General features: G+C 63.6%; 21 protein-coding genes and 1 pseudogene. 13 read left to right on the top strand and 9 right to left on the bottom strand.

Features of this window, described 5'->3' with window-relative positions:
• Window positions 1-55 precede the first annotated feature (55 nt).
• The 5 genes and pseudogenes from IPF76_RS07795 to IPF76_RS07780 all read right to left on the bottom strand — a co-directional run bounded on the left by IPF76_RS07795 (window position 56) and on the right by IPF76_RS07780 (window position 3,830).
• Window positions 56-556: a hypothetical protein gene (locus IPF76_RS07795; protein ID WP_293842108.1), complete on the bottom strand. Its 501-nt coding sequence runs from the start codon at window positions 554-556 to the stop codon at window positions 56-58.
• Window positions 549-1,055 carry a hypothetical protein gene (locus IPF76_RS07790; RefSeq protein WP_293842105.1) on the bottom strand — a complete coding sequence of 169 codons (507 nt, stop codon included), beginning with the start codon at window positions 1,053-1,055 and terminating at the stop codon, window positions 549-551. Before IPF76_RS07790 ends, IPF76_RS07795 begins: the two co-directional genes overlap by 8 nt.
• Window positions 1,048-3,009 carry a chromosome partitioning protein ParB gene (locus IPF76_RS07785; protein ID WP_366499421.1) on the bottom strand — a complete coding sequence of 654 codons (1,962 nt, stop codon included), beginning with the start codon at window positions 3,007-3,009 and terminating at the stop codon, window positions 1,048-1,050. The genes IPF76_RS07790 and IPF76_RS07785 overlap by 8 nt, the downstream gene beginning before the upstream one ends.
• Before the next feature lie 101 nt (window positions 3,010-3,110).
• Window positions 3,111-3,305 (bottom strand): annotated as a pseudogene (locus IPF76_RS20735) (hypothetical protein); the annotation flags it as partial.
• Between the two features lie 123 nt (window positions 3,306-3,428).
• Entirely contained in the window at window positions 3,429-3,830 is a 402-nt protein-coding gene (locus tag IPF76_RS07780) for a DUF2958 domain-containing protein (protein ID WP_293842102.1), read from the bottom strand.
• 234 nt (window positions 3,831-4,064) lie between these two features.
• On the opposite strand from IPF76_RS07780, the gene IPF76_RS07775 reads away from it, so the two are divergent.
• From IPF76_RS07775 to IPF76_RS07755, 5 genes are all read left to right on the top strand, one after another.
• Window positions 4,065-4,256, top strand: coding sequence for a DUF6771 family protein (locus IPF76_RS07775; protein ID WP_037556207.1), 192 nt, complete (start codon window positions 4,065-4,067; stop codon window positions 4,254-4,256).
• A 1-nt stretch (window position 4,257) separates the two neighbouring features.
• Window positions 4,258-4,587, top strand: a complete 330-nt coding sequence (locus IPF76_RS07770; protein WP_293842099.1) for a hypothetical protein — start codon at window positions 4,258-4,260, stop codon at window positions 4,585-4,587.
• Between the two features lie 11 nt (window positions 4,588-4,598).
• A complete protein-coding gene (locus IPF76_RS07765; protein ID WP_293842096.1) occupies window positions 4,599-5,111 on the top strand; it encodes a hypothetical protein in 513 nt (170 codons plus the stop codon).
• Between the two features lie 27 nt (window positions 5,112-5,138).
• Window positions 5,139-5,786: an SOS response-associated peptidase family protein gene (locus IPF76_RS07760; protein ID WP_293842093.1), complete on the top strand. Its 648-nt coding sequence runs from the start codon at window positions 5,139-5,141 to the stop codon at window positions 5,784-5,786.
• Between the two features lie 154 nt (window positions 5,787-5,940).
• Entirely contained in the window at window positions 5,941-7,107 is a 1,167-nt protein-coding gene (locus IPF76_RS07755) for an ATP-binding protein (protein WP_293842090.1), read from the top strand.
• Between the two features lie 89 nt (window positions 7,108-7,196).
• Here IPF76_RS07755 and IPF76_RS07750 read toward each other — a convergent pair whose 3' ends face one another.
• Complete coding sequence (locus IPF76_RS07750; RefSeq protein WP_293842087.1) at window positions 7,197-7,322, bottom strand: hypothetical protein; 126 nt, start codon at window positions 7,320-7,322, stop codon at window positions 7,197-7,199.
• Window positions 7,323-7,828: 506 nt separating this feature from the next.
• Between IPF76_RS07750 and IPF76_RS07745 the strand changes: the two genes are divergently transcribed.
• From IPF76_RS07745 to IPF76_RS07710, 8 genes are all read left to right on the top strand, one after another.
• Window positions 7,829-8,581 (top strand): LuxR family transcriptional regulator, encoded by a 753-nt coding sequence (locus tag IPF76_RS07745; RefSeq protein WP_293842084.1) that lies wholly within the window; start codon window positions 7,829-7,831, stop codon window positions 8,579-8,581.
• Window positions 8,582-8,680: 99 nt separating this feature from the next.
• Window positions 8,681-9,307 carry an acyl-homoserine-lactone synthase gene (locus IPF76_RS07740; RefSeq protein WP_293842081.1) on the top strand — a complete coding sequence of 209 codons (627 nt, stop codon included), beginning with the start codon at window positions 8,681-8,683 and terminating at the stop codon, window positions 9,305-9,307.
• On the top strand, window positions 9,304-10,182 hold the full coding sequence (locus IPF76_RS07735; protein WP_293842078.1) for a phytanoyl-CoA dioxygenase family protein: 879 nt from the start codon (window positions 9,304-9,306) through the stop codon (window positions 10,180-10,182). The genes IPF76_RS07740 and IPF76_RS07735 overlap by 4 nt, the downstream gene beginning before the upstream one ends.
• On the top strand, window positions 10,179-10,790 hold the full coding sequence (locus tag IPF76_RS07730; RefSeq protein WP_293842075.1) for a GntR family transcriptional regulator: 612 nt from the start codon (window positions 10,179-10,181) through the stop codon (window positions 10,788-10,790). The genes IPF76_RS07735 and IPF76_RS07730 overlap by 4 nt, the downstream gene beginning before the upstream one ends.
• Window positions 10,791-11,042: 252 nt before the next feature.
• A complete protein-coding gene (locus tag IPF76_RS07725; protein WP_293842072.1) occupies window positions 11,043-11,651 on the top strand; it encodes an RNA polymerase sigma factor in 609 nt (202 codons plus the stop codon).
• Window positions 11,648-12,637 (top strand): FecR domain-containing protein, encoded by a 990-nt coding sequence (locus IPF76_RS07720; protein ID WP_293842069.1) that lies wholly within the window; start codon window positions 11,648-11,650, stop codon window positions 12,635-12,637. The genes IPF76_RS07725 and IPF76_RS07720 overlap by 4 nt, the downstream gene beginning before the upstream one ends.
• A 97-nt stretch (window positions 12,638-12,734) precedes the next feature.
• Window positions 12,735-15,272, top strand: a complete 2,538-nt coding sequence (locus tag IPF76_RS07715) for a TonB-dependent receptor (protein WP_293842067.1) — start codon at window positions 12,735-12,737, stop codon at window positions 15,270-15,272.
• Window positions 15,262-17,445, top strand: coding sequence for a prolyl oligopeptidase family serine peptidase (locus IPF76_RS07710; RefSeq protein WP_293842064.1), 2,184 nt, complete (start codon window positions 15,262-15,264; stop codon window positions 17,443-17,445). Before IPF76_RS07715 ends, IPF76_RS07710 begins: the two co-directional genes overlap by 11 nt.
• Window positions 17,446-17,447: 2 nt before the next feature.
• Here IPF76_RS07710 and IPF76_RS07705 read toward each other — a convergent pair whose 3' ends face one another.
• The 3 genes from IPF76_RS07705 to IPF76_RS07695 all read right to left on the bottom strand — a co-directional run.
• Window positions 17,448-18,551, bottom strand: a complete 1,104-nt coding sequence (locus IPF76_RS07705) for an asparagine synthase C-terminal domain-containing protein (protein ID WP_293842061.1) — start codon at window positions 18,549-18,551, stop codon at window positions 17,448-17,450.
• 452 nt (window positions 18,552-19,003) lie between these two features.
• Window positions 19,004-19,417, bottom strand: a complete 414-nt coding sequence (locus IPF76_RS07700) for a hypothetical protein (protein ID WP_293842058.1) — start codon at window positions 19,415-19,417, stop codon at window positions 19,004-19,006.
• Between the two features lie 776 nt (window positions 19,418-20,193).
• Window positions 20,194-20,402: hypothetical protein (locus IPF76_RS07695; RefSeq protein WP_293842055.1), on the bottom strand; the 209-nt coding region annotated here is incomplete at its 5' end.

Below are 20,402 nucleotides of genomic sequence, written 5' to 3'. Positions count from 1 at the left end.
AGCCCGGCGCGCGGGCCGGGCTTTCGCAGTCGGTGAACGATGGTCTGGACAGGCGTCAGCCGGGGGCGTCGCCGGACAGGCGGGCGATGGCCTCTTCGAGCCATCCCGCCGTCGAGACCGATTCGATTTCGTCCGCCGTGATCAGCGTCGCGGCGCCGCCGAAACCGTCGGGTCGCATCTTCGAACAGGTCCATGCGGCTTCGACCTCGACATAATCGAGCGCCGACCGCTGAACGATGTCCTGGAAAATGCCCTCGAAGCCGATCGCTGACATATCGAGTTCGAGCTCGGCATCGTCGGCATCGCATTTGGCAATCTCCTGCCGGACGAGATCGGCAAGGCCGCTTGCGACACCCTCATCTTCGGTGAGCAGCGCCTTCACCTCCGCGAGGTCCAGGAACAGCAGATCGTTCGGACCATGGCCGGCGCAGAAATAGACATCGTCGCCGACATCCTCATGATCGAATATCTGGCCGAGAACCTTATATTCGAGCGCGGTCATCGCAGTGCGCGGGATATCCGGACGGATAACGGTCTGGGAAAAATAGTCAGCCATGGCTCACCTCCTCCGGTGCGGCAGCGCTTTCCGCCGCCGCCGGCACCGGCGGCGGATCGCCCTCGACGACCAGAGGCGGCACTTCGAAATCCGCAGCGTCGAAATAGGCCATCGCGGCCTCGATCGAGCCGAGATCGACGAGCAGACGGCGATCAAGCAGGACCCGGTCGCTTTCATCGATCATATAGCTGTCGACCGTACCCGAGCCCCGGTAGACGAGCCGCTCGGGCGACCATTCGCCGGGATAGCTGCCCGACCAACGGACAAAGGGCAGACACTTCTCGACGCAGAAGGCCTCGAGATTGTCGATCTTGCCCCAGGCGCAGCTCTCGTCGAACAGCGCGAGCGGCTGGCCCACGACGCGGCTTTGAGCGTCGAAGGGCTCGCCGCCCCATTCGGGCGACAGGCCCTCAAAGGCGATGATATGGAGCAGCTCTGCGAAAACTGCGGCAGAGATTTCGCCGCCGATCTGGATCGATGCGGGAACGCGATCAGCCATGACAGCCTCCATCGTTCGAGCGGCGAATGGGATTTGCATTATTCATGTCAGGTCTCCAAAAAAGGGCTCGGCCCGGCATCGCTGCCGGGTCCGAGCTTCGAATGTGAGTTATGGGCGGAAGCCGATTATTCGGCCGCGACAGGCAGTTCAGCGTCGTTCGCGTCGTCCAGTTCGACTGCATCCTCGGCAAGGAAAGCAGGCAATTCGCCATCGGCGGCATCGCCCCCGCGTCGACGTGCTCAGCATCATCGAGCCCCGGCGTGCGCATCGGCCCCGGAAGCCATGCTGCATCATTCAGCAGACGCTCCGCCTCGCGCGCCATGTCGGCCTTCTTGAGATGATCGATCATCTCGGCAAATTGCGGCCCGCGCGCCTCGGCGACGTCGGCGAGGATCCGCGGTTTCGTCACCGAGCGGAAATAGCCCTCGACCGTCGGCCGCCAGCCCGCCGCAACGAGGTCAAGCCCAACCGCCCGCGCCAGCACATCGCTGTGCGCAATCCGGCGCGCAACGCCGTGCGCCGAGATACGACCATTGTCATATTTGGGAACGATCTCGGCCTGGGCGTTGACGCAGAGCGAGGTGCAATGCGCGAGGAGTTTCGCCTGCTCCTCGCCGTCGAGGGTCAGCAGAAAGTCCCAAAGCTCCTTGTCGTCCTGCGGAAGCCGCTCTTTCCATGCCGACGCGCGCGCGTCGATCGCCTGCGCCGGCGCGCAATCGCGCAGGTTCGTCGGCGCGTTGCTGAAATAGACGCGGTTCGGCGCGATCTCGACGCAGCTTTCGCGGGTAGCGGAATAGAAACAGCCGAGAACGAGAGCATGGAGCACTGCGGCGAAGGCAATGGCCGGATCCTGGGCAAAGGCGTCCTGGAGCGCGAGTGTGCGCCATGCGGTGAGATCCGACACGAGGCGATCGGGAAGCGGACGCAGCGCATCGGATCTGTCTCCGCCATCGCTGTCCACAGGCGGTATGACGTGATCGCCATCTCCCCCGCCACGCAGCCCGGACCCTTCGCCTCCTGCTTTCGCTTCCGGAGCAGCCGCGCCCTCGGCCAATTCCCGCTCCAGCTCATCCTCAGTCCGCACGAACCCGCGCTCGACCCGCACCGACCCGTCGCGGTCGATCGAGACGAAGGCGCCGGCGCGTCCCATCTCGGCGGGATCGAAGACGAGCGGGCGGTCGACGAGCGCGCCGAGTTCGGCGTCGATCGCATCGATCCGCGCATGCACTTCGGCGGGCACCTCCGGCACCTCGGACCATTGCTCGCAAAGCGCCTCGCTTTCAGCCTCGAGTGCGGCGACGCGGGCCTGTTCATCGTCGGTCATCGGGACCTCCGTGCGGTCGATCGCGCGCAGGTCGCGCGTCGCGTCCCACGGCAGGTCGATCGAGGTGGTCACCCATTTCCAGCCCTCGGCGAGAATGCGCTCGCCTTCAGCTTTCAATCTTTCGTCGACCAGCCGGTCGAGCAGCGCCGGGTCGGTGAGCCAGCCGCCTCCGTCGGCCTCAAACAAGTCGCGCACCACGCCGCCGCCTGCCGTGACATAGGTATCGACGCCGACGAACGCTGCGCGCTTGTCGGTGACCCGCACGCTGTCCTCGGTGAGTTTCTGGCGGATGAAGCCGGGGCTCTTGTTGAAACTGTGATCGAGCTGCGCCCAGAGCTCCTCTTGGCGCTGATGATCGTCGGCGACGGTGAAGGCCATCAACTGGTCGAGCGTCATGCCGTCGTCGGCGTAGATGTCATGGAGCTTCGGTGACACCGCGGCGAGCTTCAGCCGCTGGCGCACGACCGCGGGGGTGGTGAAATGATGCGCCGCGATCGCCTCGACATCGTCGCCCTTGTCGACCATCGCCTGCATCGCGCGAAACTGGTCGAGCGGATGGAGGCTCTCGCGCATGGCGTTTTCGGCGAAACTGTCGTCCTCGGCGAGAATTTCGCTGTCCGCCGCGCGCACGACACAGGGATCGGCGCATCCTTCGCGAGACGCCTGCGCTTGACCAGCAGTTCGAGCGCGCGATAGCGCCGTCCCCCGGCCGGTATTTCATAGCGGCCGGTTTCCTTTCCCGAGGCGTCGCGTTCGGGCCGGACGTTGAGGCTCTGGAGCAGGGTTCGCCGGTCGATATCCTCGGCGAGCGCCTCGACCGACACGCCGGCTTTCACTCGCCGGACATTGGACTGGGAGAGAAACAGCCGGTCGAACGGGATGTCGCGCGACGGGCTGAGGATGAGTTTCGGGGCCTGTCTGGCCATGGGCTTTCTCCATGACGGGCCGCCGCGAGACACTCTCCCGGCTCCTGGACCCGTCACGAAGGCGCCAGCCCCCCTCTTCCTCCCGGGGCCGCGCGTTGCGGTCCCGGAAGGCGGCCAGGGGCGTCAGCCGCGCCCCGAAAGCCGCTCGGCCGCGCGGCGGAGCCTTTGCTCCCCCAGCACGATCGATCCCGCACGCCGCGCCGCTTCGGCATAAGCCGATAGCGGGTGGCTTGCCGTGAAGTGGAGGTCGCGTTCGATGGTGAGGCCGAAAGGCAGGCGGACGGACTCGAGTTCGGACAGCGCGAAGCTGCCGAGTTCGGGGCAGCCGAAACCGAGATCGGCGAGGCCGAAGAAAATACCCTCGTCGTCGATTTCGGTCGCGAGCCAGGTCGCCGCGCCGACGGGGCTGAACAGGCGGACAACCGGTTTGGGGTCCAGCTCGCGTTCGCCGCGCGAAAGCGCGTCGATCCGGGCGGCACGATTGGCGCGAAGCTGCGCCTCGAACGCGGGGGTCAAGAGTTTCATGGCATGCGTCTCCTGGGGCGGCCGGCAGCGAGCCTCTCTCGCCGCGCCCGGTCCGCCACCCAGGGGGCGGCCCATCTCTTCCTCGCCGGTATCTGGCGCTGCCGGTGGCGGCCGCGGCCCGGGACCGGGCGGCGACGGGCGACAGCCGCGGCAAGCGCCCGCTGACCATGCGGGCCGCCCGCGCTGTCCCGGCACCCACTTGCCAAATTGTTCTCTCTATGTTCTCATTAGGGCATGGACAATATCGATACTGCCCGAGTCGCAGAGACCATCCTTTCCGCCCCCGGCTGGGCGCGCGTGGGTATCACCGCGCCGACGAATCACATCCGTGTCGAGGCCGCGTTCGAACTCGCCCGTGCGATCGTCGAGAGCGTCCGTGCCGGCGCGGAGCCCGCAAGCCCCGACCAGCTTGGACTCTCCCTGTGACGTGGGCGGCTGGACGAAGGACGGACAGCATCGCGCCACGCATGTCTTCGAAGCCGCGGCCTGGTTTCGGGCGATCAAGCCCGTTTGCCGCTGCGGGCATAGCGCGACCTTCAATCCCTATGGGATCTGGTGGCGCTTCGAGTGCAGGATGTGGGACGGCAATCTCGTCAAGGTGTGCCAGAAATTCTGGTGTGTCCGCTGCGGCGCGCGGACAGGCAAGCGCGTCCGCCCGGTGCGGATCGAGCTTGTCGACCCGAGCCCCGACGACATCGCGCTGCCGATGCCCGACGAACGCGAATGGAAGCGCGCGCTGAGCCGTTTCCGCGCCTGAGGACTGACCTTATGGATATCGAGACGGACGACGCACTGGTCGGCATCGGCCCACTCCACCGCGTGATGGTGTGGGACGGCCAGCGCGAACGCGAGAAGGAGATGCTGTGGGGGCTGCCCTCGCGCGATGCCGAGATATTCCAGATCCCGCTCCTGAAGGCCGAGACCGCGATCATCGACCGGCCCTGCCTACTGCTCGCCAATGAGTTCGGTCTCGTGAAGCGCGGCAAGACGGTCTATGCCGCGAGCCTCATCAGCGACGAGCCTTTCTTCTGCATCGCAGCCATCTGGCGTCCGGCGCACCGCCTATGGCCCGAGAGTTTCGCGGCGCTCACCGTCCCGGCCTATGACGATCTGGCGCCGCACAAGGATCGCCACGTCGGCGTGGTCCGCCCCGAGGACTGGTTCGACTGGTTGATGGGGGTACGGCCGCCGCTGGACATGTTGCGGCCTTTCCCCAAGAATAGCTTCAGCATCATGCCGCCGATCCAGCAGAATTTCGACGAAATGCTCGGCGCGGCCTGACCGATACAGCCCAAGGGGACCGCCGCCATGTGCAATCTCGTGACCCTCAAGGCTTCGGTTGCCGAAGTGGCCTCGGCGTTCGGAGCGAGGCGCCCGCTCACCAATGCGCAGCCCGGCGAAGTCTATCCGGGCGGACAAGGATTTGTGGTCCGCGACGATGCGGGCACGCGCGCGCTCCAGTCGATGACCTGGGGCTTCCCGGTTCGGCTCAAGCATATGAAACCGACGAGCAAGCCCAAGCCTGTCAACAACGCCCGCGACGACAAGCTGATGACCTTCTGGCGAAGCTGGTTCACCAATCCCGCCCAGCGCTGCCTCATCCCGATCACGGCCTTCGCCGAGGCCGAAGGCGAGAAAGGCAAGATGACGCGAACCTGGCTCAGTGTGACCGACCAGCCGCTCGCGGCCTGTGCAGGCCTCTGGCGTCCGACCGACGAGTGGGGCGATTGCTATACAATGGTGATGGTCGACGCGACCGAGGAGCTGTTCGACATTCACGACCGGATGCCGGTCATTCTTCACGCCGCGGATCATGACGCCTGGCTTCAGGCCCCGCCCGAAGAAGCGATGAAGCTCGTCACCCAATATCCGGCAAACCGGCTCGAGGTCGAGCGGACCGAAGTTCCCTGGTTCAGCCGCAAGCCCCAAAGCGCTGATACGCCCACCTTCCTTTGAGTCAGGTAGCCGACGACGCAGGGTTCCGAGCGGCGATTGATATGTCTAAACTGGATCTGCGGTACCGATAATTTTCCGATACCGAAGAATTGGATTTGGATCCGATCGGCAAAATAACCTTGCAAATCGGGAATACAACTCCATAATTGCAAGCATGATTGAGAGACGAATTGCAGCCGAGTTGGCGGAAAGGCTGGACGAAGTACCAGCTGTTGCGCTGATTGGACCCCGGCAGGTCGGGAAGACGACGCTTGCGCTCGAGATGGGCGAGACACTACCTTCCGTTTATCTCGACCTTGAATCCGATGCCGACCGGGCGAAGCTCGCGGAACCCGAGCTTTATCTCGCCGCCCATGCCGACAAGCTCGTCATCCTCGACGAAGTACACCGGCTTCCGGGCCTGTTCCAGATCCTTCGCGGCCTCATCGATGCGGGCCGCCGCAGCGGGCGAAAATCCGGACGGTTTCTATTGCTCGGTTCGGCGTCGATCGATCTGCTCCGCCAATCGGGCGAAAGTCTCGCCGGGCGGATAAGCTATCTTGAAATGCACCCGCTCGATGCGCTCGAAGTCGGCGCGGATCGGCTCGATCACCTCTGGGTGCGCGGCGGCTTTCCCGACAGCTTTCTAGCCAGCAGCGACCGGGCGAGCCAGCGCTGGCGGCAGGATTTCATCCGCACCTATCTGGAACGCGATATCCCGCTCCTGGGTCCGCGCATCGCTGCGGAAACGCTTAGGCGCTTCTGGACGATGCTCGCGCATCGCCAATCGGGGCTGCTCAACGCAGCCGAACTCGCCCGCAGCCTCGGCGTCGATGCCAAGACGGTTGCGGGCTATCTCGACCTCCTGGTCGATCTCCTCCTAGTGCGCAGACTAGAGCCCTGGCACAGCAACGCCGGCAAGCGTCTCGTCAAATCGCCGCGGATATATGTGCGTGACAGCGGCCTCGTGCATACGCTGCTCGGGCTCACAACGAGCGAAGATATCCTTGGGCATCCAATCGCCGGCCCCAGCTGGGAAGGCCTTGTGGTCGAAACCCTGATTGCCGCCGCACCCGAAGGCACGCGTGCCAATTTCTACCGGACGTCCGCCGGTGCCGAAATCGACCTCGTGCTGACGCTGCCGGGCGATGCGCGTTGGGCCGTCGAGATCAAGCGAAGCCTGCAGCCGAAGCTGGAACGCGGCTTTCACCAAGCCTGTCTCGATCTTGAGCCGGCGCGGCGTCTGCTCATTTATCCGGGGTCGGAGACATATCCGCTTGGCGGTGGCGTCGAAGTCATGCCGCTCGTCCAAGCAAGCGAAGCGCTCCTCGCGACGCATTAGCTTGGGGGTCGTGACGCGCGCCGGCGCCGAACGGACTCCTGCCCAACGATCCCGATGAATTTGAAAGGTCCGGATCGCCTGCCGATCCCTTATTCGCCGAACAGGGATCGGATCGCGCCAACGAGTCCGGCAATAAAGGAGCCGCCAACGAGCACGGCCGCGAACCAGAATTCGATCGCCAGTGCACGCGATTTCCATTTCGGTTCCCGATCCATTGGCCCTCGATGCCATGGCCGGACAATGTAGGAAAGACCCCGCTGCTCCGTTCGCGATATGACAAAACCTCTGACTCATCGCAATTCAGTGGGAGCTTTTGTCACATGCACCCGTCCGCGATCCCTGGACCAGGCTTACGGTTTGGCAATCGAGAAATCGAAGCAAGACGCATGTTGTCGGCAAATGCCATTTGGCGATCGTCATTCATGTGCCTGAGTCCCGACCCGAGGCCTGTCGCGGCCCGGTTTCGAAAGGGACCGATTGGTGTCAATCTGGGTCCGATTAGCACACCAAGCCGCTTTATCAGGCGATTTCCTGTCGTTACACCGAAGAGGCGATCGGCATTGCGTAGAGAGGCTGAGGTATCACTCGCCCGCCGCAGTGCGAGGACCATCGCGCAGCTTGTCCAACTTCATTGTCTCCCGGAGAGGAAACGGGAGCGATGAGCCATGGAGCGGATCGCGGGCGGACGGGTCGGGAACGTGCCGGCGGCCGATGAATCGAAGTGAAGCATTTTAATCTGACGGAGGAACTCGCACACGACATATCAGGCGCCGACAAGGAAGAGCGGCTCTTTGCCGCCTTGTCGAACGCCGCCGACCGCATGGGTTTCGATCTTTTCGCGCTCGCGTTCGATCGCCGCGGCGGCGACAAAGCCGCATCGATGCTGGTGCATAATTATCCCGACGCCTGGGCGAATGTCTATGTCGGCTTCGATCTCAGCGGCACCGACCCGATCCGGCGCGCCGGCGAAAAATCCATGACGGGTTTCCAATGGCGCAATGTCGATCACTACATCCCGCTTTCCCGCGGTGACCGGCAGTTGCTGCAGGTCGCCCGCGACAGCGGCATCGGCGACGGCTTCACGGTCCCGCGGCACTTGCCCGGCGAAGCCACCGGAAGCTGCTCCTTTGCCGTCGCTCCCAATGCCAGGATTCCGCTCGAGATGCTCCATGCCGCCGAGATCGTCGGGGCGGTCGCGCTCGCCGCGGCGCGGCGGCTTATCGGGACCGGCTCCTATACACGGCGGGCGACGCTGACCGAGCGCCAGCGCGAATGCGTGCTCTGGTCGGCGCGCGGCAAGACCGCCGGCGAGACCGCCGGCATTCTCGGCATCAGCGAAGAGACCGTGGTGCGCCACCTCAAAATCGCGCGCGAGCGCTATTCGGTGCCGTGTCGGCAAATGCTGATCCTCTGCGCCCTGTTCGACGGGGTCATCGGCTTTTCGGATGTCTATGATTGGTGGCGCCCGCTCTGATGCTCGCACATAAAACCGCTATGGCTTGCCCATTTCTGGGCATAGCCGCGCGGCGGGAATGATGGTCTGATCCTGGCACCGACAAGCCAAGGACATATCATGATCAATCAATTCTCGCAGGCGCAAGACGCGCCCGGCGACGCCGCACTGCGCGCCATGTTCGCCGCCCGCAAGCAGGTCTTCATCGACAAACTCAAATGGGATTTGCCCGCCCTCGATGGCCGCTTCGAACTCGACCAGTTCGATACGCAGGACGCGCGCTATCTCATCCTGCTCGATCCCGATGATCTGCGCCACCGGGCGTCGGCGCGGCTGCTCCCAACCACGGCGCCGCACCTGCTCGGCGACATCTATTCGCATCTTTGCGCCGACGGGGCGCCGTCTGGTGAAAGCGTGTGGGAGATCAGCCGCTTTTGCCTCGACCCGGCGCAAACAGCGGTCGAGCGCCGCGACGCGCGCAACCAGCTGGTCACCGCGCTCGCGGACCATGCTCTCCGCCACGGCATGTGTGAATATGTCGGTGTCGCCGAAGCGGGATGGTATCACACGATCAGCAAATTCGGCTGGACATGCCGCACGCTGGGTGCGGTTCACCGGGATGGCGCGTGCCGGATCCTCGCCCTCAGCATAGCGATCGACGAGGACACGCTCGCAGGGCTCAAGCGCACCGGCACCTACGCGCCGCTTGTCCTCAAATTCGAGGAAGGCGGGGAGCCCGGGCGATGAAAAAGGATCTGACCGAAGCCGATCTTCCTGGCCTGCTCGTCGATGAGCTGCGCCGCAAAGGCTATTGCATCATTCGCAACGAGGCCGTCGCGCGTGTCCACGCGCTCGCGAGGGATCTCGATCCCATCTTTTCGGCGACGCCCTTTTGCGAAGGCAATTTCTATGGCCGCCGTACGAAAAGGTTCGGCAGCCTGCTCAAACGATCGCCGCACATGGCCGAGCTGGTGCTGAACCCGCTCATACTTTCCGCCGTCGAGACGATCCTCGGCACTGGCTGCGACCGGATCCAGCTGAGCCTCACCCAGGCGATCGAGATTCATCCCGGCGAAGTGCGGCAGTTCCCACACCGCGACCAGGATATGTGGCGCGGCGCCGACGGTAGCCAGGAATATCTCGTCAACGTCCTCTGGCCGCTGACACCCTTCACGAAGGAAAACGGCGCGACGCGGATCTTTCCGAAGAGCCACGGCGTGAAGGGGATGGCGAAAACCGATCTTGGGCCACCCATTTTCGCCGAAGGCAAGCCGGGAGCAGCGATATGCTTTCTGGGATCGACCGCGCATGGGGCGGGCTCGAACCTCAGCCAAGAAGTCCGGCGCGGCGTGCTCGTCAGCTACAGCCTGGGATGGCTGAAGCCCTACGAGAATTTGTGGCTCGCCTATCCGCCTGAGGTCGCCAGGACGTTTCCGCCTGAACTCGCCGCGCTCGCCGGTTATGCCCAGCACCGCCCCAATCTCGGCAATTATGAAGGCCAATGCCCTTCGGTCCTGCTGAGAGATGACAGGCCAGATCATATCGGCGCGATCGATGCGTTGCGGCCCGACCAGACGGATGCGGTCGCCGAATTCGCCGCTGCCGAAAGGAACGGCCAATGAGCCCGGCGCATGTGTTCGAGCCGACCTATGAGGCGATCAAGCGTCGGCTGATGAGCGGAGAATGGGCGAGCGGCACCAGAATCGAGGCGGCCCGTCTCGCCGACGATTTCGGGGTCAGTATGACCCCGGTGCGCGACAGTCTCTACCGGCTCAATGGTGAGCGGATGGTCGATTTCACGCCCGGCGAGGGCTTTCACGTCCATCGGATGACCGAGACCGAGTTTCGCGACCTGCTCGAGCTGCACCTGATCCTGCTGCTCGCGGCGCTCGCGACGGCGCCAAAAGGGGCGGTAACGTCGGTGCCCGCTGACCAGCCCTATCCCGATCGCGTCGCCGACCTGTTCCTGGCAATCGCCGAACGCTCGTCGAACAGCGAAATAGTCGCGAGCATCGCGGCGATCGGCGACAGGCTTCAACTATCGCGTCATTTCGATGCCGCGATCCTCGCCGATGTCGACGCGGAGTATGATGCGATCGCCCACGCTGTCGCCGAAGCCGAACCACAGGCGCACGTTCGGAGCCTCCTGCTCGGCTATCATGAGAAGCGCGCGCATGATGCGGCAGCCTACGCCCGGACGCTCGCCGGGCATCCGGGTCGACAGCCATGATCGCTGCCGAAAGGGAAGTGACGTTTTGCTTGTCAGGGCCGCCCACAATTGACATGATTCGTCCGCGCACGAGCATCGCTGGCAGCTCCTGCGCGGAATATTTCGCCAGGCATCATTTGCGCCAGTCCCCACTCGGACCGGCGGCCCAACCGGACCATGGTCCGCGCAAGCGACCGAACGGCGGCACAGCACTGGGAGACGGGTATCCGGCAGGCGCCGGTCGCACCCGCTCGTGCCTCCGGGATTTATGTCGTGTCTTCCTGTACCTGCGGCGACCGTGCCCCGCCGCGTCACCCTTTTTCGGTGTCCTCGGCCTGCCATGCCCATCCGGCCGATCGTCCGCCGCCGGTCGAGCAGCAGCCTGAAGCCGGGCACGATCTGGACGCGATATATCGGACGCATCGCATATCGCTCTTCCATTTCCTGCGCCGCAAAGCGGGATCCGAGGAAGCGCCCGATCTGATGCAGGAAGTCTTTGCTCGCGCCGCGGGGAGCGCCCAGCGCCACCAGCTCGTCAATCCGGGCGGGTTTCTTCGCCGTATCGCCCAAAATCTTCTTATCGATCGCGCGCGTCGCCAGAAGTCCGCGCGAGCGACCTTCTTTCCGCTCCGCGAGGAACGCGACGGCGCGACGCCTGCGGCGCAGGAATGGAACCTCGAAGCGGCGGACTTGCTGCGACTGTACGAAGCCGCGGTTGACGCCATGCCGCCAAAGACGCGGCGCGTTTTCCTCATGCACCGGGTGGACGAACTCAGTTACCGCGAGATACATGAACTGCTGGGCATCAGCATCGCGACGGTGGAATATCATATGATGAAAGCGCTCGGTCAGATTTCGAAGGTGGTGGACGGCGGCCGATGACCAGCACAAGCGGCGGCGACTACCCCGTCGACGACGTAGCACAGGCGTGGCTGATCAAGATGCGCGGCGAGGATGCCGGCGCGCTGCGCGGAGAGTTTGAAGCCTGGCTCCTCGCGTCGGCAGATCATGGCGAAGCCTATCGCCGCGCCGAACACCGAATGGCGGCGTTGGCGGTTCTCAAAACATCGCAGCGGTACGGAACAAGCCATGCCGAAGCTCGGCGGGGCTGGGTAAGCGGCTGGCTGCCATGGGGCGCCGCCGCGACGGCAATCGCGCTGCTGATTGTAGCAATCGGGGCCGGAGGCGCCTCCCTTCCCGGCCAGCCCGGCAGCGCGTCCACCGCGCTCGCCGCCGAACCGCTGATGACGCAGCGCGGCGAGATCCGCACGTTCCAGCTTGCCGACGGCTCGAGCGCGACGCTCGATACCGACAGTCGGCTGGACGTCGCGTTCGGAGACGGCAACCGCGGCGTCCGCTTGGTAAAAGGCCGGGTCCGTCTTTCCATCTCCAAGCAGGCTATACCGCTCCACATCGACGCCGGGCGAGGCGCAGCAATCGCGAACGATGCCGAGATCGATCTGAGCCTCGACGAGGCCGGAACGGTCAGCGCGGTCCTCCGGCGCGGCGAGGCAGACGTGCGCACAGACGCCAAAACCGGTCCTGCGACCGCGCTGTCGCAGGGAAAACCGCTGACCTACCAGCGTGATGGCAAGTTGCTGCTCGGCAGGGCCCAAGCGTCTGACATTCCCGCAAACTGGCCCGAAGGCTGGGCCGAATATCGTTCGATAAGGCTCGACCGACTGGTTGCGGAGGCCAATCGCTATGCCGTCATCCCGATCGTGATCGACGATGCGGCGAGCGCGGCACTTGAGGTTTCCGGCCGCTTCCATCTCAGCGAGACCGATGCCTTCGCCGAACGTATCGCAATCCTGTTCGGTCTCAGGGTCGAACGCACGGCGAGAGCCATCCTTCTGCGCCGCCGATAATTTTTTCACCCAAGACTAAGGGGCTCCCCTTCGCCCCGTCAACGCACCCCCACCGGCCGCCTGCCTGAAGCACGGCCGAGGAAATGGGGGAGTGATAATGTTGAAGAAGTCCCGTTCGCTGGTCGCGCTGCTGGTCGGCAGTGCCGCCTGTTTTTCACCTACGGTTGCGCTGGCCATGCAGCAACAGCGCCAGCCCTACGATATGCCCGCGCAGGATCTCGACGACGCGCTGCGCAGCGCTGCCACGATTGCCGACATTGAACTCTACGCGTCATCGCGCGATCTGGAAGGAAAGACCGCACCGCCGCTGAAAGGCGATCTGACGAGCCGCGAAGCAATCGAGGCGCTCCTCAAGGGTAGCGGGCTCACCGCGAGGTTCGAAGTCGGCTCGGTCGTCATTTCCAGACTTGCCTCTGCCGACAATGCCGCCGCGACCGACGCCGAGCCGATTGTCGTGACGGGGTCGAGGGTTACGGGCGCGCCCACGGCAACCCCTGTGATCCGGGTGACATCGGAAGATATCCGCAACTCCGGCCATGCCGATCTTGGCGAAGTGGCGCGCAGCTTGCCGCAGAATTTTGGTGGAGGCCAAAACCCCGGGATCGGAAATTCGCAAGGCGCGGCGAATGAAAATGTCAACGCCAATGGCGCATCGACTTTCAACCTGCGCGGTATCGGTCCCAATGCGACACTGACGCTGATCAACGGCAATCGCTTTGCCTACAGCAGCGTCAATTCGGTGATCGACGTCAGCGCCATTCCCATCGCGGCGGTCGACCGTGTCGAGATCGTGGCCGACGGAGCATCGGCCATCTACGGCGCCGATGCAGTCGCCGGGGTGGTCAACATTCTGCTCAAGCGCGACTATGAGGGCGTGTCGACCAGCGCGCGGCTTGGCCTGTCGACCGACGGCGGCAATTTTCAGCAGCAATATAATCTTCTCGGCGGCTCGCGCTGGTCGGACGGCGGCATCATCGCGGCCTATGATTATTCGCACGGCACGGCGATCCGGGCGAAGGATCGCAGCTATGCGTCAGCGAACAACCCCGATTCTACGTTGTTCCCCAACCTTCGCCGACACGCGGTTCTGCTGAGCGGTCACCAGTCGCTTGGCGGCGGCGTCACCCTGGCTGCCGATCTTATTTACAAACGCGGACGGATGGAGTCAGCGACCGGTTTCACGGTCGCCCAGCCGCTCCGAAACTCAGGGCTCGAGGCGCGCACCAAATTCGAAACATTTGGCGTCGCACCGACGCTGTCGGCCGAACTGTCGGCCAATTGGAAGCTGAAAGCGGGCGCGTTTTTCGGCGCCGACACGACCGATGGCCTCAGCCAGAACTTCAGCGGCGGCGCGCCGAGCACCGCCACCGCCCGCCACTTCTTCAACCGGAATATCGCGGTGGAGGCGGGACTGGAGGGGTCGTTGTTCGAGCTCCCCGCGGGCCCCGCGCGACTGGCCTTTGGCGGCGGCTATCGCACCAACCGTTTCAAATCCGAAATCGGAACCCGCAGCTTTTCACGCGCGCGCCGCAATCATTTTGCCTATGGCGAGCTTTTATTGCCGATCGCGGACCCCGATCAGGATCTTGCCTTTGCGCACCGCGCTTCGCTGACCGGGGCGCTGCGCTATGAGGATTATTCGGACTCCGGCGACATCGTCACCCCGAAGCTGAGCTTCGTCTATGATCCGGTCGAGCAGGTCCGGCTGGGGGTGTCATGGGGCAAATCCTTCAAACTTCCGACGCTCTATCAACAATATTCCGGCTATGTTGCGCTGCTCGTGCCGGTCGGCGGCTTCGGCCAGGGATTTCCCGCTGGTTCGACCGTCGCTTATGCTCTCGGGCCAAACGACCAGCTCGAGCCTGAACGCTCCGAAAACTGGACCTTCGGCGCGACCGTGAAACCGCTCCAAGGTCTGGAGGTATCGGCAAGCTATTTCCGGATCGACTATAAGGATCGGGTTGCGCCGCCGCTCGCCTCGGGCGCCGGGGTTCTGAACAATCCGATCTTTGCCGAGCTCGTTACCTTAAATCCTGCGCCTGCCCTGCTCGACACCATCTTCGCCGGTGCCGATGGCGGGCTCCAGAACATTACGGGGTCTCCCTACGACCCCGCGCGCGTGGTCGCCTTCCTTGATGCCCGCGACCGCAATATCGCGCGGCAGAAATATCGCGGCGTCGACATCGCGGTGCGATATGATGCCCAGCTTGGCAGCGACCGGCAGCTGAGCGTGAACGCTGGAGCCACCTGGCTCGACAGCAGCCAGCAATTGCTTCCCGGCCTGCCGGTGACCGACCTTGCGGGAACGATCTTCCGCCCGCCGCATTTTCGAGCGCGTGGCGGGCTCACGCTGAGCGACAAGGCATTCTCGCTCGCGGCCTTTCTCAATCACAGCGCGAGCGTCACGGACAATCGTCGTCCGGCAGCCGTCAAACTCAGCGGATCGACAACGCTCGACCTCACCGCCCGAATTCGGACGGGGGTCGGGACCGAGGTCGCGCTGAGCGCACAGAATGTCTTCAACAGCAAACCCGAACCGATCTTTACCACCTCGCCTTTCGATGCACCGTTTGACACGACGAACGGGTCAGCAATTGGCCGCTTCCTGAGCGTCACGGTTCGGCATGACTGGTAGCATCCGCCTATGGCCGTTCCTTCTGTTTGCCAGTCTCGGGAATGGCGGGACGGTCTTCGCGGAGGAAGGTCGGCGCTGGACGGTGGAAGATGTGGTGACCGTCCCGGCGGATTTCGATTTGAGCTTGGCGAGCGACGGCAAGTCGCTCGCCTATCTCGAACGGCGAGCGGATCTTGAAAAGAATGAGACCGTCTCGATTCTTCATCTGTTTGACCTGCGCTCGCGCGCCTCGCGCGAGATTTTGCGAGCGGCAAATGCAGAGCAGCTCCGACCGCTGCCGAAAGGCAAGGGTTGGAGCCTCCTGCTCGATCTGGGCGACGGGCTTCAGCTCTATGCGCTCGACGCCGAAGGGACGATCACACCGCTGCTGGTGCGTGATGCGAAGGTTACCGTCGGCCAAACCGAAGGCGCGCTGTTCGCCGTACGAAGCGGTGCGCCGCGCCGGATCGGGATTCTATATCACGACTGGTCTCCCGACGGACAATGGCTTTGGTACGCCACGCTAAAGCCGAGTTCGGAACCCGTCGATGTTACCATCGACGACGCGGTGGTTAGCCAGCGCAATCGGCGTCGCGCGCCGGTCGGGGCGATGGTCGAACTGCGCATTCGGTCGGCCACGGGCGAAGACTGGCTGGTCGCATCGCGGCCATCCGGCGACCGGCTTGCTTTCTATTATGGCGGCCATGTCGAATGGACCGACGAAGGGCCGCGCTACCAGTTAGAGCAATCCGATGCGGAGCGGGCCGACGGCATCGGGACCTTTTCCTGGAGCTTTGTAACCAAGGCCAGTCGGCCCATTCAGGAAAGTTTGGGTTTTCCGGCGATCGGTCTGGTGCGCGGCCCGAATGGCGGAACTCTTGCAAGTGAGGGTTTCGGCAGCACGCTTGCCCTCAGGGAGACGCACACCGATGGCCGAAAAACTCACTATGGTCGCCAGCCTTATTACATCGGTGACCCGCGTTCGGCAGGAAATTGGCTTTCGGGAGATGGGCTAAGCGCGCTGCTGGGGGTGCGAACGACCTCGCATCCACGGTACGGGTTGGTTCTGCTTACCGATCGGCACGCAACGTCGCTGCTCCGCCCCGGCAGCTTGACGGCCTGCGACTTTCGCGAGGATCTCGCGTGGGGCATTTGCGTCGAGGAAGGTCTGAACCAGGCGCCACGGTTCGTCCATGTCGAACCGAAAGACGGGCGCGTGCAGACCATCGCCCCGCTTTCCGCTGCCCATGAGCCGATCGCACCGTTGCGCGTCACGCCGCATCAATGGACAAACCGGCTTGGCTTCCGTTCGACCGGATTCATCATCTGGCCTCGCGATTACCAGGCAAACAGCCGCTACCCGGCGATCATCATCACCCACGGCAGCGATGCGGACGAGCGCTTCGCGAACGCAGATTTGCAATGGAACTACCCCGCCCAGCTATTCGCCGAGCGCGGCTATGTCGTCATTCTCATGAACGACCCCTCGGCGCGGCAGCAGGCGGACCTGTGGAACGCCTATATGGAGTGGTCGGGAGGCCCCGGCACACTCGGTCCCGCTAAGCTGCGCGAGCTGATCTGGCTCAACGGCGTCTATAGTTTCGAAGACGCGATCGCTGAATTGACAAGCGAAGGCATTGTCGATCCCGACCGCGTTGGCATTGCCGGATACAGCCGCGGATCGCAGATGGTGAATGTCGCCATGACCCAATCGGATATTTTCCGCGCCGCTTCCAGCGGAGACGGCAATTATCTCGAACCCGCGTCCTATTCGGATCCGAAAGACGGGTACCACGTCGTCTTCGGTGGTCCCCCTTCCGGCAACCACCTCGACGCCTATCGCCAGCTGTCGCCCTCGCTCCGGGCCGATAAGGCGTGCGGCCCAATCCTCCAGCAAATGGCTTCTCCCTTTGCGGGAGCGATCGATTTCTACGCCGCGCTTCGCGAAGCCAAAGTTCCCGCGCAGATCAGTCTCTACCCCGGCGAGACGACCGCCACCGATGAGACCCATCTGTTTCATATCCCGTCGAATCGGCTACGCGCGATGCGAGAGAATCTGGCGTGGTTCGATTTTTGGCTCCGCGACCGGCGCGACCCGCAACTGGATGACAGAGGTGCATTCGACCGCTGGGCGAAGATGGCGGCGCAATGGAGGCCGGGGTGCACGCGCGCGCCAGGCGCCGAGCGACGATAGCCTTATGACGCGCCCACGTCGGTCCACCAACGAACCCAGCTTTCGGCGGCACAAAGCGCGAGGATGCGCTGCGCCTGCTCGAACCCCGCCACGGTCGGCTGCGAGGCTCGTTTCAATGTCCTGAGGTCGAGCAGACCGGCCCGCGCTAGCAGGCCAGTGCGCAGCAGGTCGCCGGCATGTTCCGCGTTCGCCTGAAATATGCGCTGCATGAAGCCGCCCGGCCCGCCCTTGGACGTGCGGCGCAATAATTGCACAGGGACGATGGGTTTGAATGCCGCCCGAGCGACGGCGCGATCCCTGCCGCCCTCGATCCACTGCCATGTCGGGATCGACAGGCATGTTTCGACGATCGGTTGTGACAGCAGCGGCGCGACATGCTGCGGATGGGTGCGGCGGGGATAGAGCTCGATGCTGCGCTGCGCGCGCGCCAGCAGCCTGACATGCGCCGCCTTGCCGGGCGGCGTGCCATCGGGCGCTTCCATCCACGGGTGCCAGGGTCCGGATTGATCCAGCTCGGCGATCGCGGCGGAAGAAAGCCCGGAAGTGTCGCGATGAAGGCGCGGGGGACGGCTGCAGTCGCGATAGCGATCCCAGGCGTGCCGCAAGATGGTCGCACCGCTGGCTCCCGTCAGATCGCTCAGATCGCGCAGGGTGTCGAAGAGCCCATGACGCGGCCCTTGCGCCATGAAGCGATCGACGAACGGCGAGGCGCTGCGGATCGCACAGAAGATATTGTCCCCCCCATTGCCCGAGAAGAAGGCATCGATGTGATTCTCGCGGCAGAGCTCTTCATGAACCGACGCGATTGCCTGCATGTAGAATGGCGCGTGCGGCCAAGGATGGTGCGGTGCCACGGCGCGACCAATATCAACCTTGCCCAGGCCATAGTGGGCTTCAAGCAAGGGAACGCCGATCGCCTTGGCGAGAATGGAAGCATAACGGCGCTCATCACCAATCGCATCGTCTTCGATCATCGTCAGGCAATGAAGCGCGGCGGCGTGGCGAGATGCGGCGCCGGCGACAATCGAGGAATCGAGGCCGCCAGATACGCCGATCAATATGGAATCGAAGCAGGACGCCCAGCTTTCGATACAGTCGAGCGCCACGACACGAAGCTCACGCGCTGCCGCATCGAACCGCTTGTGGGAGGCCTGCGTCCAATCCCACGGCGACCACCAGCTTTCCAGACGATGCGATGCAGGAGAAATGATCAGGCATTCCCCGGAAGCAGTACCTGGACACCTTCGGGCGGGTTTCTCGGCTAGGCGCGCCCCATTGGCCAGAAACCGCGCAACCGCCGGATAATCGACACCGCCACGTCTGCCGAGATCGGCGGCGTCAGCTTCGAAACGCTGTGACGCCCGCCCCATCAATGCGGTAATGAACGGGCAACAACCCCGACGGGTCGCGAAATATCGCGAGACCTCCACCGGGCCGTGCCAGGATGGCGACATAGCCGCCCCAATAGTCGGACACGAGCGACCGGCCGCTGGGCGCCTCGATTTTTACTACCGCCGTCTCTCGTTCAGATTGAACGACGCGGCGGCTCTTTTCTCGCTCAGAACAGATGGCCGATCAGATATCCGCACACCCAGGGCAAGCGGGTATTGATCGTACCCGAGCCACGCGCGCTTGGAAGCGATATGGGTGGAGTAAGGTCCGTAATCTCGTCACGATCAGCCTGTCCTGAAGCGTCGAAATCTCCATGCGAAAATACCTCGGCATCAGGCGACCAATATCGGTAATGGCGAAATTGCACATCGAGCGGATCGGTCCAATACCGCCGAGCCCAGCTGCACCCAGCAGTGCTGCTGCGAATGGCAAAGTTACGCCGATCCACCAGCCGGGCCTCGCACCCCTTTTTCCAGCCAGCGCCAGGCGCATCGCGACGCCGCGGCCTGAAGGCATTCATCCATGCCGGAAAGATAATGCCGCGCTCGCTTAAACGCAGCGGCTGCTGCCAGCGCCGCATCCGACCGTTCGAGGCTGCGGTGGTACTGGCGCCGCCCCTGCGAAAGATTGGGCCGAGATTTCTAATGGAGCGGATTCCGGAACGTACCGCTGAGCTGGCCAGGGCAAATACCGCACAGGCCGTTTCAGCCGCAGAACCCCTCCAGAGATCCGCTCCTCCTAGAGGGCTGCTGGTCGGGCGATCTTACGGAAAAGATTGATCAATCCGGTGGCGCCCAGGTGGTACCAAACCGCGTGCGGCAAGCCAGTCCGCGTCGCCCTCCTCTTGCGCGCTTCGGCGATCCGGCAAAGCGATCCAAATGCCCTCTGCTCAGCGTGAAATAGCGATCACAGGACAAGTCCAGAAAGACGAAGGTTGCCGCCAAATGCACACCAATGCGTGGCGGCTGAACTGATGACATTCATCATGGAAGCGCGACCAGGAACGATGGCGATGGAGATGCGCGGACTGCCCGCCACGCATCGATCAATCGTCGGCGCTGAAGCCGCCGAGGATAAACTTGTCCCAGGCTGGACGTCCTGCTGGCCCGACGGCAGCGCGAGGGTTTCGTCCTGGGCGGCGCCGGGGGGGATGATAATGTTTCGTGTCCACGTTCCTTTTCAAGGTTGCGACCAAGATGGATCGCAGTTGAAAAGTATACCTCGCCAAACTGTTTAATAATCAATTATTATTCTAGGCGTTGCATCGCGAAAAAAGTGACCGAGCAAAAGAAACGCATCTGGAGCATGAACCGCCACGCTAACCCGACGCCTGGACATACGTAGCGGAACCGGGAGTCACTCGCCCAGTTGACTGTACGGGCGCGCGCCTATGTCAACAGATCGATAGCAATCAGCAGCCAAAACTGGAACCGAAAATGGATCCCTGGTGGCGTATGCCGTCCAAAGCTGCGCGGCGGGGTTGCGCGCCTGCGGTGCACCGGCGATCATGACATCCTCTGACCCTGCCCGGCGGTGGTAGCCTGAACTGGTCCAATTTTCTGATG

The sequence above is a fragment of the Sphingopyxis sp. genome (assembly GCF_016704835.1).
Taxonomy (GTDB): Bacteria; Pseudomonadota; Alphaproteobacteria; order Sphingomonadales; family Sphingomonadaceae; genus Sphingopyxis.
Note: the sequence above shows the minus strand (reverse complement) of the source record. Positions and strands in the feature narration are given on the sequence as shown.

Coding starts and splice junctions, on each gene's coding strand:
- IPF76_RS07795 (WP_293842108.1), bottom strand. CDS start 556: ATGGCTGACTATTTTTCCCAGACCGTTATCCGTCCGGATATCCCGCGC.
- IPF76_RS07790 (WP_293842105.1), bottom strand. CDS start 1,055: ATGGCTGATCGCGTTCCCGCATCGATCCAGATCGGCGGCGAAATCTCT.
- IPF76_RS07780 (WP_293842102.1), bottom strand. CDS start 3,830: ATGAAACTCTTGACCCCCGCGTTCGAGGCGCAGCTTCGCGCCAATCGT.
- IPF76_RS07775 (WP_037556207.1), top strand. CDS start 4,065: ATGGACAATATCGATACTGCCCGAGTCGCAGAGACCATCCTTTCCGCC.
- IPF76_RS07765 (WP_293842096.1), top strand. CDS start 4,599: ATGGATATCGAGACGGACGACGCACTGGTCGGCATCGGCCCACTCCAC.
- IPF76_RS07760 (WP_293842093.1), top strand. CDS start 5,139: ATGTGCAATCTCGTGACCCTCAAGGCTTCGGTTGCCGAAGTGGCCTCG.
- IPF76_RS07755 (WP_293842090.1), top strand. CDS start 5,941: ATGATTGAGAGACGAATTGCAGCCGAGTTGGCGGAAAGGCTGGACGAA.
- IPF76_RS07750 (WP_293842087.1), bottom strand. CDS start 7,322: ATGGATCGGGAACCGAAATGGAAATCGCGTGCACTGGCGATCGAATTC.
- IPF76_RS07740 (WP_293842081.1), top strand. CDS start 8,681: ATGATCAATCAATTCTCGCAGGCGCAAGACGCGCCCGGCGACGCCGCA.
- IPF76_RS07735 (WP_293842078.1), top strand. CDS start 9,304: ATGAAAAAGGATCTGACCGAAGCCGATCTTCCTGGCCTGCTCGTCGAT.
- IPF76_RS07730 (WP_293842075.1), top strand. CDS start 10,179: ATGAGCCCGGCGCATGTGTTCGAGCCGACCTATGAGGCGATCAAGCGT.
- IPF76_RS07720 (WP_293842069.1), top strand. CDS start 11,648: ATGACCAGCACAAGCGGCGGCGACTACCCCGTCGACGACGTAGCACAG.
- IPF76_RS07715 (WP_293842067.1), top strand. CDS start 12,735: ATGTTGAAGAAGTCCCGTTCGCTGGTCGCGCTGCTGGTCGGCAGTGCC.
- IPF76_RS07710 (WP_293842064.1), top strand. CDS start 15,262: ATGACTGGTAGCATCCGCCTATGGCCGTTCCTTCTGTTTGCCAGTCTC.
- IPF76_RS07700 (WP_293842058.1), bottom strand. CDS start 19,417: ATGCGGCGCTGGCAGCAGCCGCTGCGTTTAAGCGAGCGCGGCATTATC.